18 protein-coding genes and 1 tRNA gene are annotated in these 16,685 nt (G+C 62.4%); 14 read left to right on the top strand and 5 right to left on the bottom strand.

Features of this window, described 5'->3' with window-relative positions; all coding sequences use genetic code 11:
• The first annotated feature begins 9 nt into the window (after positions 1–9).
• Both AC1DUY_RS03940 and AC1DUY_RS03935 read left to right on the top strand, forming a co-directional pair.
• Positions 10–927 carry an SDR family NAD(P)-dependent oxidoreductase gene (locus AC1DUY_RS03940; RefSeq protein WP_478112347.1) on the top strand — a complete coding sequence of 306 codons (918 nt, stop codon included), beginning with the start codon at positions 10–12 and terminating at the stop codon, positions 925–927.
• Positions 928–966: 39 nt separating this feature from the next.
• Positions 967–2,196 carry a BaiN/RdsA family NAD(P)/FAD-dependent oxidoreductase gene (locus tag AC1DUY_RS03935; RefSeq protein ID WP_478112345.1) on the top strand — a complete coding sequence of 410 codons (1,230 nt, stop codon included), beginning with the start codon at positions 967–969 and terminating at the stop codon, positions 2,194–2,196.
• A 127-nt stretch (positions 2,197–2,323) separates the two neighbouring features.
• Here the strand turns inward: AC1DUY_RS03935 and AC1DUY_RS03930 are convergent, their stop codons facing one another.
• The 3 genes from AC1DUY_RS03930 to AC1DUY_RS03920 all read right to left on the bottom strand — a co-directional run bounded on the left by AC1DUY_RS03930 (position 2,324) and on the right by AC1DUY_RS03920 (position 5,820).
• A complete protein-coding gene (locus AC1DUY_RS03930) occupies positions 2,324–3,403 on the bottom strand; it encodes a D-TA family PLP-dependent enzyme (protein WP_478112343.1) in 1,080 nt (359 codons plus the stop codon).
• A gap of 113 nt (positions 3,404–3,516) precedes the next feature.
• Entirely contained in the window at positions 3,517–5,328 is a 1,812-nt protein-coding gene (locus tag AC1DUY_RS03925) for an ABC-F family ATP-binding cassette domain-containing protein (RefSeq protein ID WP_478112341.1), read from the bottom strand.
• A 9-nt stretch (positions 5,329–5,337) separates the two neighbouring features.
• The gene (locus AC1DUY_RS03920) at positions 5,338–5,820 is read right to left on the bottom strand and encodes a YaiI/YqxD family protein (RefSeq protein WP_068730712.1); all 483 of its coding nucleotides are present in this window, start codon (positions 5,818–5,820) and stop codon (positions 5,338–5,340) included.
• Positions 5,821–5,978: 158 nt separating this feature from the next.
• Here AC1DUY_RS03920 and AC1DUY_RS03915 point away from each other — a divergent pair, with 158 nt between their 5' ends.
• The 4 genes from AC1DUY_RS03915 (at position 5,979) to AC1DUY_RS03900 (ending at position 9,262) form a co-directional block, all read left to right on the top strand.
• Positions 5,979–6,779, top strand: a complete 801-nt coding sequence (locus AC1DUY_RS03915; RefSeq protein ID WP_478112339.1) for a hypothetical protein — start codon at positions 5,979–5,981, stop codon at positions 6,777–6,779.
• A gap of 1,080 nt (positions 6,780–7,859) precedes the next feature.
• On the top strand, positions 7,860–8,693 hold the full coding sequence (locus AC1DUY_RS03910) for an arylamine N-acetyltransferase family protein (protein ID WP_478112337.1): 834 nt from the start codon (positions 7,860–7,862) through the stop codon (positions 8,691–8,693).
• An 88-nt stretch (positions 8,694–8,781) separates the two neighbouring features.
• The gene (locus tag AC1DUY_RS03905) at positions 8,782–8,937 is read left to right on the top strand and encodes a hypothetical protein (protein WP_165826963.1); all 156 of its coding nucleotides are present in this window, start codon (positions 8,782–8,784) and stop codon (positions 8,935–8,937) included.
• Positions 8,938–9,019: 82 nt separating this feature from the next.
• The gene (locus AC1DUY_RS03900) at positions 9,020–9,262 is read left to right on the top strand and encodes a DUF2171 domain-containing protein (protein ID WP_089264607.1); all 243 of its coding nucleotides are present in this window, start codon (positions 9,020–9,022) and stop codon (positions 9,260–9,262) included.
• Between the two features lie 75 nt (positions 9,263–9,337).
• Here the strand turns inward: AC1DUY_RS03900 and AC1DUY_RS03895 are convergent, their stop codons facing one another.
• Both AC1DUY_RS03895 and AC1DUY_RS03890 read right to left on the bottom strand, forming a co-directional pair.
• Complete coding sequence (locus AC1DUY_RS03895; protein WP_175367122.1) at positions 9,338–10,342, bottom strand: Bug family tripartite tricarboxylate transporter substrate binding protein; 1,005 nt, start codon at positions 10,340–10,342, stop codon at positions 9,338–9,340.
• A 157-nt stretch (positions 10,343–10,499) separates the two neighbouring features.
• Positions 10,500–10,970, bottom strand: a complete 471-nt coding sequence (locus AC1DUY_RS03890; protein WP_170849688.1) for an outer membrane protein assembly factor BamE — start codon at positions 10,968–10,970, stop codon at positions 10,500–10,502.
• Positions 10,971–11,110: 140 nt separating this feature from the next.
• On the opposite strand from AC1DUY_RS03890, the gene AC1DUY_RS03885 reads away from it, so the two are divergent.
• From AC1DUY_RS03885 to AC1DUY_RS03850, 8 genes are all read left to right on the top strand, one after another.
• Positions 11,111–11,653, top strand: coding sequence for a ubiquinol-cytochrome C chaperone family protein (locus AC1DUY_RS03885; RefSeq protein ID WP_184516102.1), 543 nt, complete (start codon positions 11,111–11,113; stop codon positions 11,651–11,653).
• Positions 11,650–12,240, top strand: a complete 591-nt coding sequence (locus tag AC1DUY_RS03880) for a YceD family protein (RefSeq protein WP_093758804.1) — start codon at positions 11,650–11,652, stop codon at positions 12,238–12,240. Before AC1DUY_RS03885 ends, AC1DUY_RS03880 begins: the two co-directional genes overlap by 4 nt.
• A gap of 202 nt (positions 12,241–12,442) precedes the next feature.
• Positions 12,443–13,504 carry a phosphate acyltransferase PlsX gene (plsX, locus tag AC1DUY_RS03875; protein ID WP_093759130.1) on the top strand — a complete coding sequence of 354 codons (1,062 nt, stop codon included), beginning with the start codon at positions 12,443–12,445 and terminating at the stop codon, positions 13,502–13,504.
• A complete protein-coding gene (locus AC1DUY_RS03870; RefSeq protein WP_478112332.1) occupies positions 13,501–14,478 on the top strand; it encodes a beta-ketoacyl-ACP synthase III in 978 nt (325 codons plus the stop codon). Before plsX ends, AC1DUY_RS03870 begins: the two co-directional genes overlap by 4 nt.
• 145 nt (positions 14,479–14,623) lie before the next feature.
• A complete protein-coding gene (locus AC1DUY_RS03865) occupies positions 14,624–14,959 on the top strand; it encodes an integration host factor subunit alpha (RefSeq protein WP_068730933.1) in 336 nt (111 codons plus the stop codon).
• A gap of 96 nt (positions 14,960–15,055) precedes the next feature.
• Positions 15,056–15,883: a MerR family transcriptional regulator gene (locus AC1DUY_RS03860; protein WP_374725643.1), complete on the top strand. Its 828-nt coding sequence runs from the start codon at positions 15,056–15,058 to the stop codon at positions 15,881–15,883.
• Between the two features lie 80 nt (positions 15,884–15,963).
• Positions 15,964–16,041, top strand: a tRNA-Pro gene (locus tag AC1DUY_RS03855).
• Between the two features lie 431 nt (positions 16,042–16,472).
• On the top strand, positions 16,473–16,610 hold the full coding sequence (locus tag AC1DUY_RS03850; RefSeq protein ID WP_165826964.1) for a hypothetical protein: 138 nt from the start codon (positions 16,473–16,475) through the stop codon (positions 16,608–16,610).
• Positions 16,611–16,685: the final 75 nt, after the last annotated feature.

Raw genomic sequence — 16,685 nt, 5'->3', positions numbered from 1 at the left:
GAGTTCCAAATGACCATTCGATTTGACGGCCGCGTCGCCATCGTCACCGGCGCCGGCAATGGATTGGGCCGCGCCCATGCGCTGGGCCTTGCGAAGCTCGGCGCCAAGGTCGTGGTCAACGATTTCGGCGGCGCGCGCGATGGCACCGGCGGTTCGCTGACGGCGGCGGAAACCGTGGTCGAGGAAATCCGCGCAGCCGGCGGCACGGCGATGGCCGATGGCGCTGATGTCTCCAATTTCGAGCAGGTCAAGGCGATGGTCGAGAAGGCCACCAGGGAGTGGGGCAGCGTCGACCTGATGTGCGCCAATGCCGGCATTCTCCGCGACAAGTCGTTCGCCAAGATGGAAGTCGCCGATTTCACCAAGGTGCTGGACGTGCATCTCACCGGCACTTTCTATTGCTGCAAGGCCGTTTGGGAAGGTATGCGCGCGCGGAACTACGGGCGCATCGTGCTCACGACCTCGTCGTCCGGTCTCTATGGCAATTTCGGCCAGGCCAATTACGGCGCAGCCAAAACCGGCATGGTCGGACTGATGAACGTGCTGGCCGAGGAAGGCCGCAAGACGGACATTCGCGTCAACATCGTGTCACCGACCGCAGCCACGCGGATGACCGAGGAACTGTTGCCAGCGCAGGCGCTGCAGTTGATGAAGCCCGAAGCGATCACGCCGGCAGTCGAATATCTGCTGAGCGAGAATGCGCCGACCAAGACCATCATGGGCGCCGGCGCAGGTTCCTTCGCGGTCATCAAGATTCTCGAAAGCGAAGGTGTCAATTTCGCCGAAGCTGACTGGAGCCCGGATACGATTGCCGCGCATTTCGCGGACATTAGTGATATGTCGAGGGCCAAGGCGCTGGAAGGCGCTTTCCATCAGACCCAGAAGTATGTCGAGCAGGCTGCCATTCGCTTGGGCGTGAAGGCCTGATCGGCGGCTTCGCAACTGCGTGAGACCGTGACTGAGCCTGTGAAGAACCAAGTTGCGGTGATCGGTGCCGGCCCTGCCGGGCTGATGGCGGCCGAGGTTCTGAGCCGTGGCGGCGCTGCCGTCACGGTCTATGACGCAATGCCATCGGCTGGTCGCAAGTTTCTGATGGCCGGACGCGGCGGACTCAATCTCACTCATAGTGAGCCGCTGCCGGAATTCCTCAAGCGCTATGGCGCGGCGGAAGCGCGGCTTGCTCCGTCCGTCTCGGCTTTCACGCCGGCCGCTTTACGCGACTGGAGCGAGGCGCTGGGGCAGCCGACCTTTGTCGGCTCCAGCGGCCGGGTGTTTCCGCAGGCCTTCAAGGCATCGCCATTGCTGCGCGCGTGGCTGCGGCGGCTGGACGAGAGTGGCGTGCGGTTTGCCTTTCGTTACCGCTGGACAGGATGGGACGGCGATGGGCGTTTGATATTCCAAACGCCGGACGGCTCGCGGGCGATCGCCTGCAAGAGCGCGGTTCTTGCGCTCGGCGGTGCAAGCTGGCCTCGGCTCGGCTCTGACGGCGCATGGGTGGATGTGCTGGCGGTGAAGGGCTTGAGCATCGCGCCGCTGCGTCCGGCGAATTCCGGCTTTACGGTCGCGTGGTCGGAGATATTCAAGGACCGTTTCGAAGGTCAGCCGCTGAAGGGTGTTGCGCTATCGTTCGGTGCACACAGCGTGCGCGGCGAGGCGATGGTCACGCGTGGCGGTATCGAAGGCGGTGGCATCTATGCGCTGTCGTCTCTGTTGCGCGAAGCGGTCATCGCGGATGGCAAGGCGACGCTGCGCGTTGCTCTTAGACCGGACCTCGATGCGAAGGAGTTGACCACGAAGCTCGCAGCATCGCGTGGCAAACAGTCTTTCTCCAATTTCCTGCGCAAGGCGATCCATCTGTCGCCGGTGGCCGTTGGGCTGCTGCAGGAAGTCGCTGTCCCAGAGGGCATTCAACTGGCGTCATTGCCGCCGGAGAAGTTGGCTGCCTTGATCAACGCCGTGCCGGTAACGCTCAATGGTGTCGCGCCGATCGCGCGTGCTATTTCGACGGCGGGTGGCGTCTCGTTCGATGAGATCGATGACGCCTTCATGCTGAAGCGTATGCCGGGCACATTCGTCGCCGGCGAGATGCTCGATTGGGAAGCGCCGACCGGCGGTTACCTGCTGCAGGCGTCGTTTGCGACAGGCGCTGCAGCGGGCGAGGGCGTTTTGAGGTGGCTGGCTTTTTCGCCCCGATAGAACGCCGACCTCATGGTGAGGAGCGCGCTCTTGCGCGCGTCTCGAACCATGAATGTGTGTCCATCCTTCGAGACGGCGCCAAGCGGCGCCTCCTCAGGATGAGGTCCCGAGTGTAAGCGCTGTCGCGTTACCGCAGCTTCCCACGTGCGGCCACCGGCAGCGTGCCGATGATCTCGTCACCGCGCACCATCACCACTTCATCGAACATGTTGACGACGACGCAGACATGGTTGGGCACGATGCGGACGACGTCGCCGACATTGGGACGCGTGTTGCTGCGTCCGAGATCGAGGAAGCCGTGTTCCTCGGCGAAGCGCGCGATCTTGGCTTCGGGATGTTCGAGGATCAGGCCGTAGCCGTCCAGGCCGCCGGTGTCGGGCGTCAGTGTCTTCGAGCCGGCATCGAGAATGCCGCGTTCCGGGCCGGCGCGACTGACCACGGTCGAATAGACATTCAGCGCGCAATCGTCCCAGGTGGCAGAGCCGGCGGCGACCTGCATGCGGTCGTTGTAGATGTAAGTGCCGAAGCGATGTTCGGTGGCGCCCTTGAGCGAGCCGACATTCTTCAGGTTTGGCGTGCCGCCGGTCGAGACGATCGTGGGCTCCAGACCGAGTGCGCGAACGCCGGCCAGCGCTTCGTCGTAGAATTTCTGTGCGTCGGGCCAGCCGGTTTCGGTTGGGTACAGCATGAAGCCGGCGAAGGTCAGGCCCTTCGAGGCGGCGATCTCCTTGGCGAGCGCAATCGCTTCGGCGGGCGTCTCGACGCCGGCGCGCTTGCGGCCGGTGTCGCATTCGACGACGACGTTGAGGTCGCGGCCGGAGAGCGCAGCGGCTTTCGGCAGGTCGCCGATAACGACGGAATTGTCAGCGGCCACGGTGACGTTCGCCTTGGCCTGCAGCGCGCCGAGCCGCGCCATCTTCTCGTCGCCGAGCAGATTGTAGCTGATCAGGATGTCGTCGATCCCGGCATCGGCCATGATCTCGGCCTCACCAAGCTTCTGGCAGGTGATGCCTTTCGCGCCAGCTGCGATCTGCATCTTCGCGATGACCGGGCTCTTATGCGTCTTGATATGCGGCCGATTGGCAATGCCGGCATCATCGCAGACCTTCTGGATGCGCGCGATGTTGCGCTCGACGCGATCCATGTCGATGACGAGGGCAGGCGTGCCGTAGTCGCGGGAGATTTTGGCGGCGAGTGTGGTGGTCATTGTGTCGTCTCCGGCATTTCCACCGTCATTGCGAGGAGCGAAGCGACGAAGCAATCCAGTCTTCGCTTGTTGCCTCTGGATTGCTTCGCTTCGCTCGCAATGACGACTGACAGTTACGCGTTCTCGATTTCTTCGCGGAGCATCTCCAGCTCCAGCCATTGCTCTTCCGAGTCCTGCAATTCCTTCTGCGCCTTGGAGAGCGCAGCGGTCGCGGTGTCGAACTTCTTGCGATCCTTCTTGTAGAGGTTGGGATCGTCGAGATGGCGCTGCTGCTTGGCGATTTCGGAGCGCAGGTTGTCCATCGCCTTCGGCAGGGTTTCCAGCGCGTGCTTGTCCTTGAAGTTCAGCTTGCGCTTCGCAGCAGGCTTGGACGAGTCCGACTTGCTGCCGTTGCTCTTGGCAGCCACGGCTTCGGTCTTGGCCTCGCGCTTCAGGTCGGCGCCGCGCTGCGCCAGCATGTCGGTATAGCCGCCGGCATATTCCATCCACTTGCCGTTGCCTTCCGGCACGATCACCGAGGTGACGACGCGGTCGAGGAAGTCGCGGTCATGGCTGATCAGGATAACCGTGCCTTCGTAGTCGCCGAGCATTTCCTCGAGCACGTCGAGGGTTTCCAGATCGAGGTCGTTGGTCGGTTCGTCCAGCACCAGCACATTGGATGGTTTCGCCAGCGCGCGGGCGAGCATCAGACGTCCGCGTTCACCGCCGGAGAGCACTTCGAGCGGCGTGCGCATCTGCTCCTGCGAGAACAGGAAGTCCTTCATGTAGCTGACCACATGCTTGGGCTGGCCGTTGACCATCACGTGGTCGCCGCGGCCGCCGGTGAGGGCCTCCGCCAGCGTGGTCTTCGGGTTGAGGCTTTCGCGATGCTGGTCCAGCGTCGCCATTTCGATATTGGCGCCGAACCGGATGGTGCCTGAATCCGGCGGCTCGGTGCCGGTCAGCATATTGATCATCGTGGTCTTGCCCGCACCGTTCGGACCGACCACACCAATGCGATCGCCACGCTGTACACGGATCGAGAAGTCCTCGACGATCTTGCGGTCACCATAGGTGCGGCAGATGTTCTTCGCTTCGAAGATCAGCTTGCCGGACTTCTCGGCCTCGGCGGCGGCGAGCGTCGCGTTGCCCGCGGCGCCGCGATAGTCCTGGCGCTGCGCGCGCAGTTCATGCAGGCCGGCGAGGCGCTTGACGTTGCGCTTGCGGCGGCCGGAGACGCCGTGGCGCAGCCAGTGTTCTTCATTGACGATCTTGCGGTCGAGCTTGTGCTGGTCGCGCTCTTCTTCCGCCAGCACGTCATCGCGCCACTGTTCGAAGGCCGAGAAGCCGCGATCGATCTGGCGGATTTGGCCGCGATCGAGCCAGGCGGTGGCGCGCGACAGATTGGTGAGAAAGCGGCGGTCATGGCTGATCAGCACCAGCGCGCAGCGCCGGCTGGCCAGTTCGCCTTCCAGCCACTCGATCGTCGTGAGATCGAGATGGTTGGTGGGCTCGTCGAGCAGCAGGATGTCAGGCTCGGGCGCCAGCACGCGGGCCAGCGCCGTGCGGCGCGCTTCGCCGCCGGAGAGGTTGTTTGGATCCTCGTGGCCGGTGAGGCCGAGCTGTTCGAGCAGATACTGCGCCTGATAGATGTTGTGGCCGTCGCCCATGCCGGCCTCGACATAAGCGAGCGTCGTCGCATAGCCGGAGAAGTCCGGCTCCTGCGGCAGATACTGGACGGTGGCACCGGGCTGCACGAAGCGGCTGCCTTTGTCGTTTTCAACGATCCCCGCCACGATCTTGAGGAGCGTCGACTTGCCGGAGCCGTTGCGGCCGATCAGGCAGACGCGCTCGCCCTGCGACACCGAGAGTTCGACGCCGTTGAGCAGCGGCGTGCCGCCGAAGGTCAGGAAGATGTCTTTCAGCTGGATAAGCGGAGGAGCCATAAGGTCAGTTCAACTTTGTTTCGGCGCGGGCGCAAAGGCCGGGTCGCGCTGGATGCGGCGGATGGTTTGATCCAAGGCCGACAGGAACGCCGAGCGATCGCGCGGCGCGAATGATTTGGGACCACCGGTGACTTCGCCCGATGACCGCAGATCGGTCATCAGGTTGCGTACCGCGAGCGTCATCCCGATGGATTGTTCTGTGAACGGCTTGCCATTAGGGGCAATTACCGCGGCGCCCGCCTTGACGCAGCGGCTGGCCAGCGGGACGTCTGCCGTGATCACGATATCGCCCTTCTGGACGCGTTCCGCAATCCAGTCATCGGCCGCATCCATGCCCGAACCTGCGGCAATCCGCTCGATCAGGGGATCGTCAGGCACCCGGATGAAGTTTCCGGCGACCACGCTGACGGGCAGGCTGAAGCGGGCGGCGACGCGGTAAATCTCGTCTTTGACCGGGCATGCGTCGGCGTCGATATAGATGCGTGTGGTCAAGGGAGCACAAGTTCCACGAAAAGGCAGTCATTTGCGGGTGGGCGATGTGGCGCTGACGCGGGACAGTTCCCCGCCCGTCGCCTTGCCTCGAACATGGTGACGGGTATCATCTCCTGCCAAGGCGAACACTCAATTTCGCGCAGTTTTCGGGAGGAATCATGACCAAACGGCTCGAACCGTACCGTGTTGAGGCGTTTAACACCGCCAAACAGTCCGAAAACAAGATGCATGACGATTCTGTCGCCCGGAAATTCGGCTTCAGCGGCGGGTTGGTGCCGGGGGTCGACGTGCTGGCCTATATGATCCATCCGCCGGTGCAGCACTGGGGACGGGACTTTTTGGAGCGTGGCCTGATCGAGGCCCGTTTCACCAAGCCGGTCTATGACGGCGAGACCGTCGAGGTGATCGCCGAGGAAGCCGGCGAGGGGCTCGCGCTGAGCGTTGAGGGCGGCGGCGAGATTCGTGCGGCCGGGACCGCATCGCTGACGGCCTTCCCGGTGGTGCCGTCGCTGGATGAATTCCCGGATACGGCGGCTGTGTCGAAGCGGCTGCCGGTCAATGCCGAATCCTACGCGCTGGACAAGTGGCTCGGCACCGCGCCGCGGGTCTGGCCGGAGGATGGATTGGCCGAATATCTGGGTGAGGTGCGCGAGGCCGACGATCGGTATCTGCGCGAGGGCATCGTGCATCCCGGCGTGCTGCAGCGGATCATGAACAAGGTGCTGGTGGACAATGCGCTGCTCGGGCCGTGGATTCACGTCGGCAGCAGGATGCAGTTGTTGGCGACCGCGAATACCGATGACGAGTTGATCGCGCGGGCGAAGGTGACCGCCAATTACGAGAAGAAGGGGCATCGGTTCGTCGAGCTCGATGCGATCATCGTGGCCAATGGCACGGTGCCCGTGGCGCATTGCCAGCATATTGCGATCACTCAGCCACGTGAGGTCGTGGCGGCTTGATGTTGTAGAGCAGCGGCGCTCTTCCTTTTCCCTCCCCCGAGCGTAGCGAGCGGGGAGGGTGGCGCGTTTGAGAGCGGAGCGAACAAACGTGACGGGTGGGGTGCCCCACGTGAGGGCGTTGCTCGTGGCACCCCCACCCCGGCCTATCGGCCGACCCTCCCCGCAAGGGGGAGGGATTCTTTGGCGCCAGAGCGCCATCGCAGATTCAACTGTCAAACAGCCACAGCTCTTCAGACATGCGTCATCACCCCCATTGTTTGCGGCGCGGGGGCGCCGTCGTCGCTTGCATTCCCGCCCCCTTGTGAGAGGGCGTGCGGAACGCCGGGTGCCCGTTGCACCCTTGGGCCTGATGCGAATGCGGTCTTCCGCAATCTGGAGTGCATCAGGACTTTCGGAGGCGCCGAGCGATTGCCCGACGTTCCGCCTGCGGTGTTTTTTCGGTTGCTTGCACATCTGCCATGGCGAACGGTCCCATCACCAAAATTAATGTCCCAGGGCGGAGGGACAGGGTAGCCGCAAAGCACTTGGCCGAACGCGTTTTGACTTGGTCGTCCGTCACACTGTCCAGGGAGTCTTTCCATCCGAAGGTCGGCCGTCTCCTTGCCAGTGGCAGTGCTGGCGCAGATCCGTCCTGCCCGAAGACAGACGTTCCCCCATGAACCGCGTGACGCCGCATCTCCGGCGTCCACCGCATCCCACCCCGCGAACGTGACGATCGCGATCGCCCCTCTCGGTGGGGCAGGACAGCGCGGAATATAAACCTGATGGGGATGTTGTCAACGGAAGATAGGAAAAAATGTTTGACGTCTTCCAGCTCCACGCTCGTCATTCGGAGGCGCCCAGGCGGCGTATCGCGAACCCGGAATCTCGACATCGGAGTCTCCGATCGTGCCAAACACATCGAGATTCCCCGCCACTTCAATTGGAGTGGCTGAGGTTCGCACTACAGCGGCTCCGCCGCTTTCGTGCGCCCTCAGGCAAACCAATTGGTTTGCCGGGGAATGACGAGCTTAGGCGGTACGTTGTCGCCCGCTACCGGCGGATGGGCTATGTCAGGGGCGAGATGATGAAGAGGCAGAAATGATGACGGATGTTTTTCGGCTGGATCGCTATCTCGCGCGGATCGGCTTTGACGGATCGGTTGCGCCGGATCTGGCGACACTGACGGCTATTCATGTCGCTCACATCAATGCGCTGCCTTTCGAGGGTCTCAATCCGTTTCTTCATCTGCCGGTCAAGCTGGACATGGCGTCATTGCAGCAGAAACTCATTGATGGCCGACGTGGTGGCTATTGCTATGAGCTGAACGCGATGCTGCGGGCCGCGCTCGAGACGATCGGCTTCAAGGTCACTGGCCTCGGCGCCCGGGTTCGCTGGAATGCGCCGCCGGACAGTCCACTTGGCCCCAGAACGCATATGCTCCTGAAGGTCGATCTTCCGGACGGACCCTATCTCGCCGATACCGGCTTTGGTGCCTGCGTCCTCGATGCACCTCTGCGGCTCCTCGCGGGGACCGAGCAGCAAACGGCGATGGGGACCTATCGGCTGATCGAAGCAGATGGCCTGCTGGCGCTGAGCGCGAAGCGGGCGGACGGCTGGCGGACGATGTATGTGTTTGACCTCGCGCCGCAACTGCCGTCGGATTACGAGCTCGGCAACTGGTACACATCGACCAGTCCCTTCGTGCCCTTCACCTCGACGCTGGTGATGGAGCGCGTCAGCAACGGCCGGCGTTATAAACTGGTCAATCGCCACCTGATCACGGAGCGACGTGACGGCGAACCGGTGTCTGAACGCGTGCTCGGCAGCGCTGCGGAGTTGCAGCAGGTTCTTGACAAGACCTTCGGCGTCACGCCGCCGGCATCCGCCGACGAGATTTTCGCGGTCATCAGCGCAAACGCGGAGCGCCGTTGACTGCTGCGTAATCTCTCCATTTCGACCCGATTGCAGCGAATGACGCCTTCGGCTAATTCGCCCCCGGGATCATCACGAGGACCGTCAAATGTCGCTGTCATCCGCCAAGAACTACGCGCTGCGTGCCGCCAAGTCGCAGGACCAGAAGGAGGCCACCGAGCTTTTGTCCAAGGCGATCATGGAATTGACACTGGCGATCGAGGCGCAGGACGCCAAGATCAAGAAGATGAACAAGGGCGCATGATCGGAACGCCGATCTCACCGGATCGCGATTGAACCTATTGCTCAGCCGCACGTTCAGTATTCCCCACATCAGAGGATACGACATGAGCGCGCTCAGCAAGATCAAAGAACATATGGAAGTCATCGGCGCCGACGGCGTGCATGTCGGCACGGTCGACAAGGTCGAGGGCAACCGCATCAAGCTGACCAAGAAGGATAGCGGCGAGGGCAGCCACAAGGGTCACCATCACTTTATCGATGGCGGTCTGGTCGCCGAGGTTGAGGGCGACAAGGTGCGGCTCTCGGCTAATGGCGACGTCGCCTTTGCCATGGAAGAAGAGAAGTAAGACGGAAAAAAACCCGCGGTGTGAGCCGCGGGGTTTTCGTTCAGATCACTCAGATGGAGCGAGGTGAGGCGCGCCTCACTTCACCTCCATCTGCAGGCCTTCCTTGTCGATGATGGTCTTGAACTTGGCCGTCTCGGCCTCGACGAAGGTCTGGAATTGCTGAGGTGTGCCGTAGTCCGACACGGCGCCCATGGCTGCGATGGTCTTCTTGGTCGCGTCGGTGCCGAGCAGAACCTTGATCTGCTCATTGAGCGAGGTCACGGCTTCGGTCGGTGTGCTCTTCGGATAGAACACGCCGAACCATGACGCGACGTCGAACTTCTCCAGCTCGGGCGCGGTCTCGCGCATCGCCGGGACGTTCGGCGCCTGCGCGTTGCGCTGCTGCGTGGTGACGGCAAGGCCGGTGAGCTTGCCGTCGAGCACCTGGGGCAGCGACGGATAGAGATTGTCGAACAGGATCTGGATGTCGCCAGCGAGAGCCGCCTGCAGCGCAGGGCCTGCACCGCGGAACGGCACGTGCTGCATCTTCAATCCGGTGAGCTGCAGCCACCACGCGCCGGTGAGATGCGGGCTCTGGCCGACGCCCGACGAACCATAGTTCAGCTTGTCCGGATTGGCCTTGATATAGGCGATCAGCTCCGGGATCGTCTTGATCGGCACGCTCGGATGCGCGCAGACGATGTTCGGAATCTTGATCATGTTGGAGACCGCCTGCAACTGATCGCTCTTGTAGGTCAGGTTCTTGAAGATGCTGTAGGCGATGGCGTTGGGGCCGGGATTGCCGACCAGGATGGTGTGGCCATCGCCCTTGAGGCGCGCGACTTCGGCGGTGCCGATGGTGCCGCCGCCGCCCGAGCGATTCTCCACCACAACCGACTGGCCCCAGACCGGCTGCAGATGCGCGGCGAGCATACGGCCCATCACGTCGGTGGAGCCGCCGGCTGCGGCGGGCACGATGACCCGGACGGTTTCGGTGGGCTTCCATTCGCCGGCGCCGAGGCTCGCGCGCGGCAGGATCGCGGCGCTGGTGATCGCGGCGGCGCCGGTGAGTACACGGCGACGGGTAACCAGATTGGTCATAGCTTCTTCCCTCGATGGTGTCGTTTTGGTTTTTGATCTTGCTGAAATCGTAGTGAGGCAGATGGTGGCGGGCAAGCCGACCTTGGCCACAGCGTAAAGAAAAGCCCCGCAGCGTGTGCTGCGGGGCTTTTGCAATTCAGCGATTTGATAGTTCCGCCTAGCGGAAGCTGATCAGCTTGAACAGCGGCGTGAGGTAGCTCATTTCCTGACCGGAGGTCGGCGTGGTGCGGCTGATGAAGTCGAAGATCTTGCCGTCCTGCAGGCCGTAATTGGCGAGCCGGATCACTTTGCGGTTCTTGTCGAAATAGATCGCGATGACGCGCTGGTCGGTGACCTTCTGCGGCATGAACGCCACGGCGCGTTCGGCGCGCTGCGAGATGTAATAGAACACTTCGCCCGATAGCGTGGCGACGGTGGAGGGCGTGCCCATCACGATCAGGACCTGATCCTGGCTGGCGCCGATCGGGATCTGCTCCAGCGCACCGGGGGGCAGGATGTAGCCCTTCTGGAATTGCTCGGCGCAGGCGCCCAGCGTGACGCAGAGGGCCGCGACCGCGAGTACGGCGCGCATGCCGCGCCAGCCACGTGTCAGCCGCGCCTTCGCGCTGATGGAGGTCGAAATTGTCATAGCGGAGGGGGTCCCATCCTCTTGATTCTCGGGAAGGCCTTGCTTCCGAAAGACTTGCATCCCGGAAGGCGTTGACGTACCGGGCAGAACCTCTGAATGCAACATGCGCGTGCCCGAGGGGCCCGCCTGAGGAACCCAAGATGGTCTGGCCGTTCAGTCACTTCAGAAAGCCCCCGGCGCCGTTGCGCGGCACCATTGAAGCCATCTATGGCATGATCGTGGCGCAGGCGCGAGAACCCTTGTTTTATCGGGACTTGGGAGCCCCGGATACGGTAAACGGGCGTTTCGATATGTTGCTGCTGCACCTGTGGCTGGTGCTGCGCCGGATGAGTCCGAAGGATGAGTTGTCGCAGGGACTTTTCGACAGGTTCTGCGGTGATATGGACGATAACCTGCGCGAACTCGGCACCAGCGACATGAAGGTGCCGAAGAAAATGCGGGAATTCGGCGACGCGTTTTACGGCCGGACAGGCGCCTATGACGCAGCGCTTGGCGCAGGCAGGGAGCCTCTGGCGGCGGCGCTGTCGAAGAATATCTATTATGGCATGGACATCGAGAACGCCCGGCGTCTCGCTGTTTATGTCGAAGCGGCGAATGCCCGTCTGGGCACGCTGGATGCAACGACACTGACATCAGGCGCGTGGCATTTCCCGTCGCCTGCGGAGACCTTGGTAACGACATGAACAAACCCGACCGCACCGTGGATCTCACGCCGCCCTGGAGCGTGCCCATCGCCGTGATCCAGATCCCGGAAACGGGGCTGGCGCGCGACATCGAGGCCACGCCCGAGGAGCGCAAGCGGATCGCCGAACTCGGCGGCCTCGTCAGCGTGGGCGCCGTGAAAGGCGAACTCCTGCTGAGCCCCGTGAAGGGCGGCACAGTGCATGTGACCGGTCGCATCTGGGGCAAGGTCGAGCAGACCTGCGTGGTGACGCTGGATCCGTTGGCCGCCGATTTCGAGGAAGAGATCGACGTGATTTTCGCGCCGCCATCGCAGATTCGCGAACTCGCCGAATCGGTGGACGAGGACGTTGAGAGCGACGAGGAGACCCCGGATCCGCCGGAGCCGATCGAAAATGGCTTCATCGACCTCGGCAAACTGGCGACCGACGCGCTGTTTCTGGGGCTGGACCCGTATCCCCGTAAGCCGGATGCCGTGTTCGAGCCGGTGGTCGAGGTTCCGGACCCGGAAGAGCACCCGTTTGCGGCCTTGAAAGCGCTGAAAACCGCCCCTGAGACGCCCAAATCTAAAAAGCCCGGGAAGGGCTGAGACCGGGGTCCGATTCCACGCCCCGTGCGGCTGGCGGGACAAAAGCGACCGGTCAAGATGTTGTATCGGGTCACGGAAACGCTATTGTCCCCGGCCGAAATCGGGTTAATGCCATAACTTCGCCGTCTGCTGCCAAATGCGGCAGACTTCGTCCGCGGCCACGAGCGTCACAGGCCGCAAGAGACAGGTTTCCGGAACGTCCATGCCGAAAAAGGTTCGCATCGCGCTAGACGCCATGGGTGGCGACATCGGCGCATCGGTGGTCATTCCCGGCGCCGCGATTTCGTTGACCCGGCATCCCGACAGCGAGTTCCTGCTGTTCGGTGACAGCGCGCTGATCGAGAAAGAACTCGCCAATCATCCGGCACTGAAGGCTGTATCGAAGGTGATCCATACCGACGTTGCCGTCAGCATGCATGACAAGCCGAGCCAGGCGCTGCGCCGTGGCCGCAAGGTCTCGTCGATGTGGCTGGCGATCGAGGCGGTGAAGAAGGGCGAGGCCGATGTCGCGATCTCCGCCGGCAATACCGGCGCGCTGATGGCGATGGCGCGCTTTTGCCTGCGCATGCTTGATGGTATCGAGCGTCCCGGCCTGGCCGCGATCTGGCCGACCACGCGCGGCGATTCCGTCGTGCTCGATCTCGGCGCCACCATCGGCGGCGACGCCAACCACCTGAAGACTCTCGCTGTCATGGGCAGCGCCATGGCCAGCGCGCTGTTCGATCTGGCCCGGCCGACGGTCGGTCTGCTCAATATCGGCGTCGAGGAAATCAAGGGCGGCGACGAAATCCGCGATGCCGCCGAACTGCTGCGCACCGCCAATCTGCCGCAGCTCGAATTCATCGGCTTCGTCGAAGGCGACGGCATCGGCCGCGGCGATGCCGACGTGATCGTCACAGAAGGCTTCAGCGGCAATATCGCGCTCAAGGCGGCCGAAGGCACGGCGCGGCAGTTCGCCGAATATCTGCGCAATGCCATGGCGCGCACCTGGCGCTCGCGCATCGGCTATCTGTTCGCCAAGAACGCCTTCAAGGCGGTGCGCGATAAGGTCGATCCCAACAAGTCCAACGGCGCGGTGTTTCTCGGCCTGCGCGGCATCGTGGTGAAGAGCCACGGTGGCACCAATGCCGACGGTTTCGCCTATGCGGTGGATGTCGGTTACGACATGGTCCGCTACGACCTTCTCACCAAGATCAATCAAATGCTCAACCGCGACGGCCAAGCGCTCCCTGCGAGCCCGGCTGCGCAGGAGGCTGTCTCGTGACTGCGATACGTTCGGTCGTGCTCGGCTGCGGCTCTTACCTGCCGGAGCGGATCCTGACCAATGCCGAACTGGCATCCAAGGTTGACACGTCGGACGAGTGGATCGTCCAACGCACCGGTATCAAGCAGCGCCACATCGCTGCTGACGGCGAGTTCACCTCGCATCTGGCGATCAAGGCCGCGCAGGCGGCGCTGGCCAATGCCGGCGTCGATGCGCAGTCGATCGACCTGATCGTGCTCGCAACCTCGACCCCGGACAATACGTTCCCGGCGACGGCCGTTGCGGTGCAGAACGCGCTGGGTATCACCCATGGCGCAGCGTTCGATCTGCAGGCGGTGTGTTCCGGCTTTATCTTTGGATTGACCGCCGCCGACAGCCTGCTGCGCACCGGCGCCGGCAAGCGCGCGCTGGTGATTGGCGCAGAGACTTTCTCGCGCATTCTCGACTGGACCGATCGCGGAACCTGCGTGCTGTTCGGCGATGGCGCCGGTGCGGTGGTGCTGGAAGCACAGACCCAGGCCGGCGAAGCCAGCGATCGCGGCGTACTGACCACGCATCTGCGCTCGGACGGCCGGCACAAGGAAAAGCTGTTCGTCGATGGCGGCCCGTCCTCGACGCAGACGGTGGGTTACCTGCGCATGGAAGGCCGTGAGGTCTTCAAACATGCGGTGGGCATGATCACCGACGTGATCGTCGACGCGTTCAAAGCCACCGGCGCCAGCGCCGAGACCATCGACTGGTTCGTGCCGCATCAGGCCAACAAGCGCATTATCGATGCGTCCGCGCACAAATTGCATATTGCGCCGCAAAAAGTGGTGCTGACCGTGGACCTTCACGGCAACACGTCGGCGGCGTCGATTCCGCTCGCATTGTCGGTGGCGGTCAACGACGGCCGCATCAAGAAGGGCGACCTTGTCTTGCTCGAAGCGATGGGCGGCGGCTTCACCTGGGGCTCTGCACTCATTCGCTGGTGATGCGCCGGTGATGATGCAGATCGACAACATCTCAAATTGTCATGATTTTCCATGCCTTTGCATCGATGGTGACTGTTGACCGGAGCGCGTTAACCTCCTAATTTCTGACGCGAATTTGGTTCGCCGAGAGTAGTTGGGGCAGGCGATGACGGGCACGGGAAAAACAGTCACACGCGTTGATCTGTGCGAAGCGGTCTACCAAAAGGTAGGTCTCTCGCGCACGGAGTCGTCCGCGTTTGTTGAACTGGTTTTGAAAGAAATTACGGATTGTCTGGAGAAGGGCGAGACAGTGAAGCTGTCGTCGTTCGGCTCCTTCATGGTGCGCAAAAAAGGCGAGCGCATCGGCCGCAATCCGAAGACGGGCACAGAAGTACCGATCTCGCCGCGGCGAGTGATGGTATTCAAGCCGTCGGCGATCCTGAAACAGCGGATCAATGGCGACAGTACCGCAGTTGGCAACGGTAAAGATCACGACGACTAGCGTTTGTTTTGACGCGTTTTCTTCACGCGAACCGGTAGCCACTTCGCTTGAAAACGCTTTTGGTGAACCACAGGGCGAACCACAGGGATCCTGCACTTGGACAAAGCGCCGGATGCGTTTCGAACCATAAGCGAGGTCGCTGACGATCTCGATATACCGCAGCATGTTCTGCGGTTCTGGGAAACGCGGTTCACTCAAATCAAACCGATGAAGCGATCCGGCGGCCGGCGATATTATCGTCCGGACGATGTCGATCTGCTGCGCGGCATCCGCCGGTTGCTCTACGGCGAAGGTTATACCATCCGCGGCGTGCAACGAATCCTGAAAGAGAACGGCATCAAGTCGGTGCAGGGGCTGGTCGACGGCCACGCTGCGCCGAGCTTCGCGCCGACCTCTGCCACCATCGCGCCGCGCGTCCAGGCGAAGCGTCCCGTGATCGAAGAGGATCACGAGGAAGAAGAGGCCGAGGACGAGGCTGAACGCGACGAGGAGATCGAGGAAGAAGCCGAAGACGAAGCTGAAGTTGAAGGCGCCGAGGACGAGGAAGAAGAAGAGGGCGACGAGGACGACGGCGAAGAGGGTGAAGACGAAGAGGCTGAGGAAGAAGAGGCTGAGGAAGAAGACGAGGAGGAAGCTGCTGCTCCCGTCGCCGGCCGCCGCGAACCTCCGATGACATCGACGTCGCCGCGTGTGGAGCCGCAGCTGCAGCGGCCGCCATCGCGGGCAAACCCCGTATTAGCAAATCCCGTTGCGGCGCGGCCCGAACCGGCAATGTCGGCTCCGACGCAGAGCGCAAGACCGGCTGCGGTCCCGGCCGCAAGGCCAAACCCGCAGCGCCGGCTGGAGCGCGAACGGCTGGAAGCTGTGCTCGAGGAGCTGCTGGCGGCGCGCCGGGCGCTCGATACGGCGATGAAGGACGGCTAGAGGCTGCTTCACAACCAATCCGTTTCAATCCGCTCAGCCTTCTTGCGCCTCGGACAGATCGAAGCTACACGATGCCCCATCGGAGCGTAGCGCAGCCCGGTTAGCGCACTAGTCTGGGAGACTAGGGGTCGGAGGTTCGAATCCTCTCGCTCCGACCATTTTTCCAAATCATTTCAAGATATTAGTCTCGCACGCGAGCGGTGCCGCCTAGATTGGGCGGCCTCGATCAAGCGCGCGCGACGCAGGCCTTTCGATTTCGGTTCGACGAAATCACCGTGAATCACGTCGTCTTTCCGTCCGGCGAACCAGAGAAGCCCGATATAAGCCGCTGCACAAACCAGGAAGCCGAGGACAATAATCTCTACCATAATATCTACTCTACGCTGAAAACATTAGACTTCTCCCGGCCCCGGGTTGCGTCAATTGCCCCGACCGCACTCCTTAATGAATCCTTGCCGTCGTGACCCTTTGGCCACAGATGCCGACGTCGCGTTTGGAATAGCGGCAGGGAGTGGCACCGGATGTGTCGTTTTTGCGCCAATGGAACCCTTCGCCATCGAACCGATTATCCTGAAAACAGGAGGCTCGCATGGCAAGTCACTGGCATACCGCAGATGGCCCGTCGGAGATCCGGCATGACGATGATATCGGCTACTACGGTGGCTGGACCATCAGCGGGTTAGCGGTGGTTGCGACCATCACGGCTGTTTGGCTGTTTGGTATCTAGCCCACTGCGTAACTGAAGCCTTGCGACAACGCAGCAGCGATGCGCGCGAACGCTGAATGATGGTGACGAAAAAGG

It is taken from the genome of Tardiphaga sp. P4_G1, from assembly GCF_056401215.1.
The sequence above is the reverse complement of the archived record's forward strand: the minus strand, read 5'-3'. Positions and strand labels throughout refer to the sequence as shown.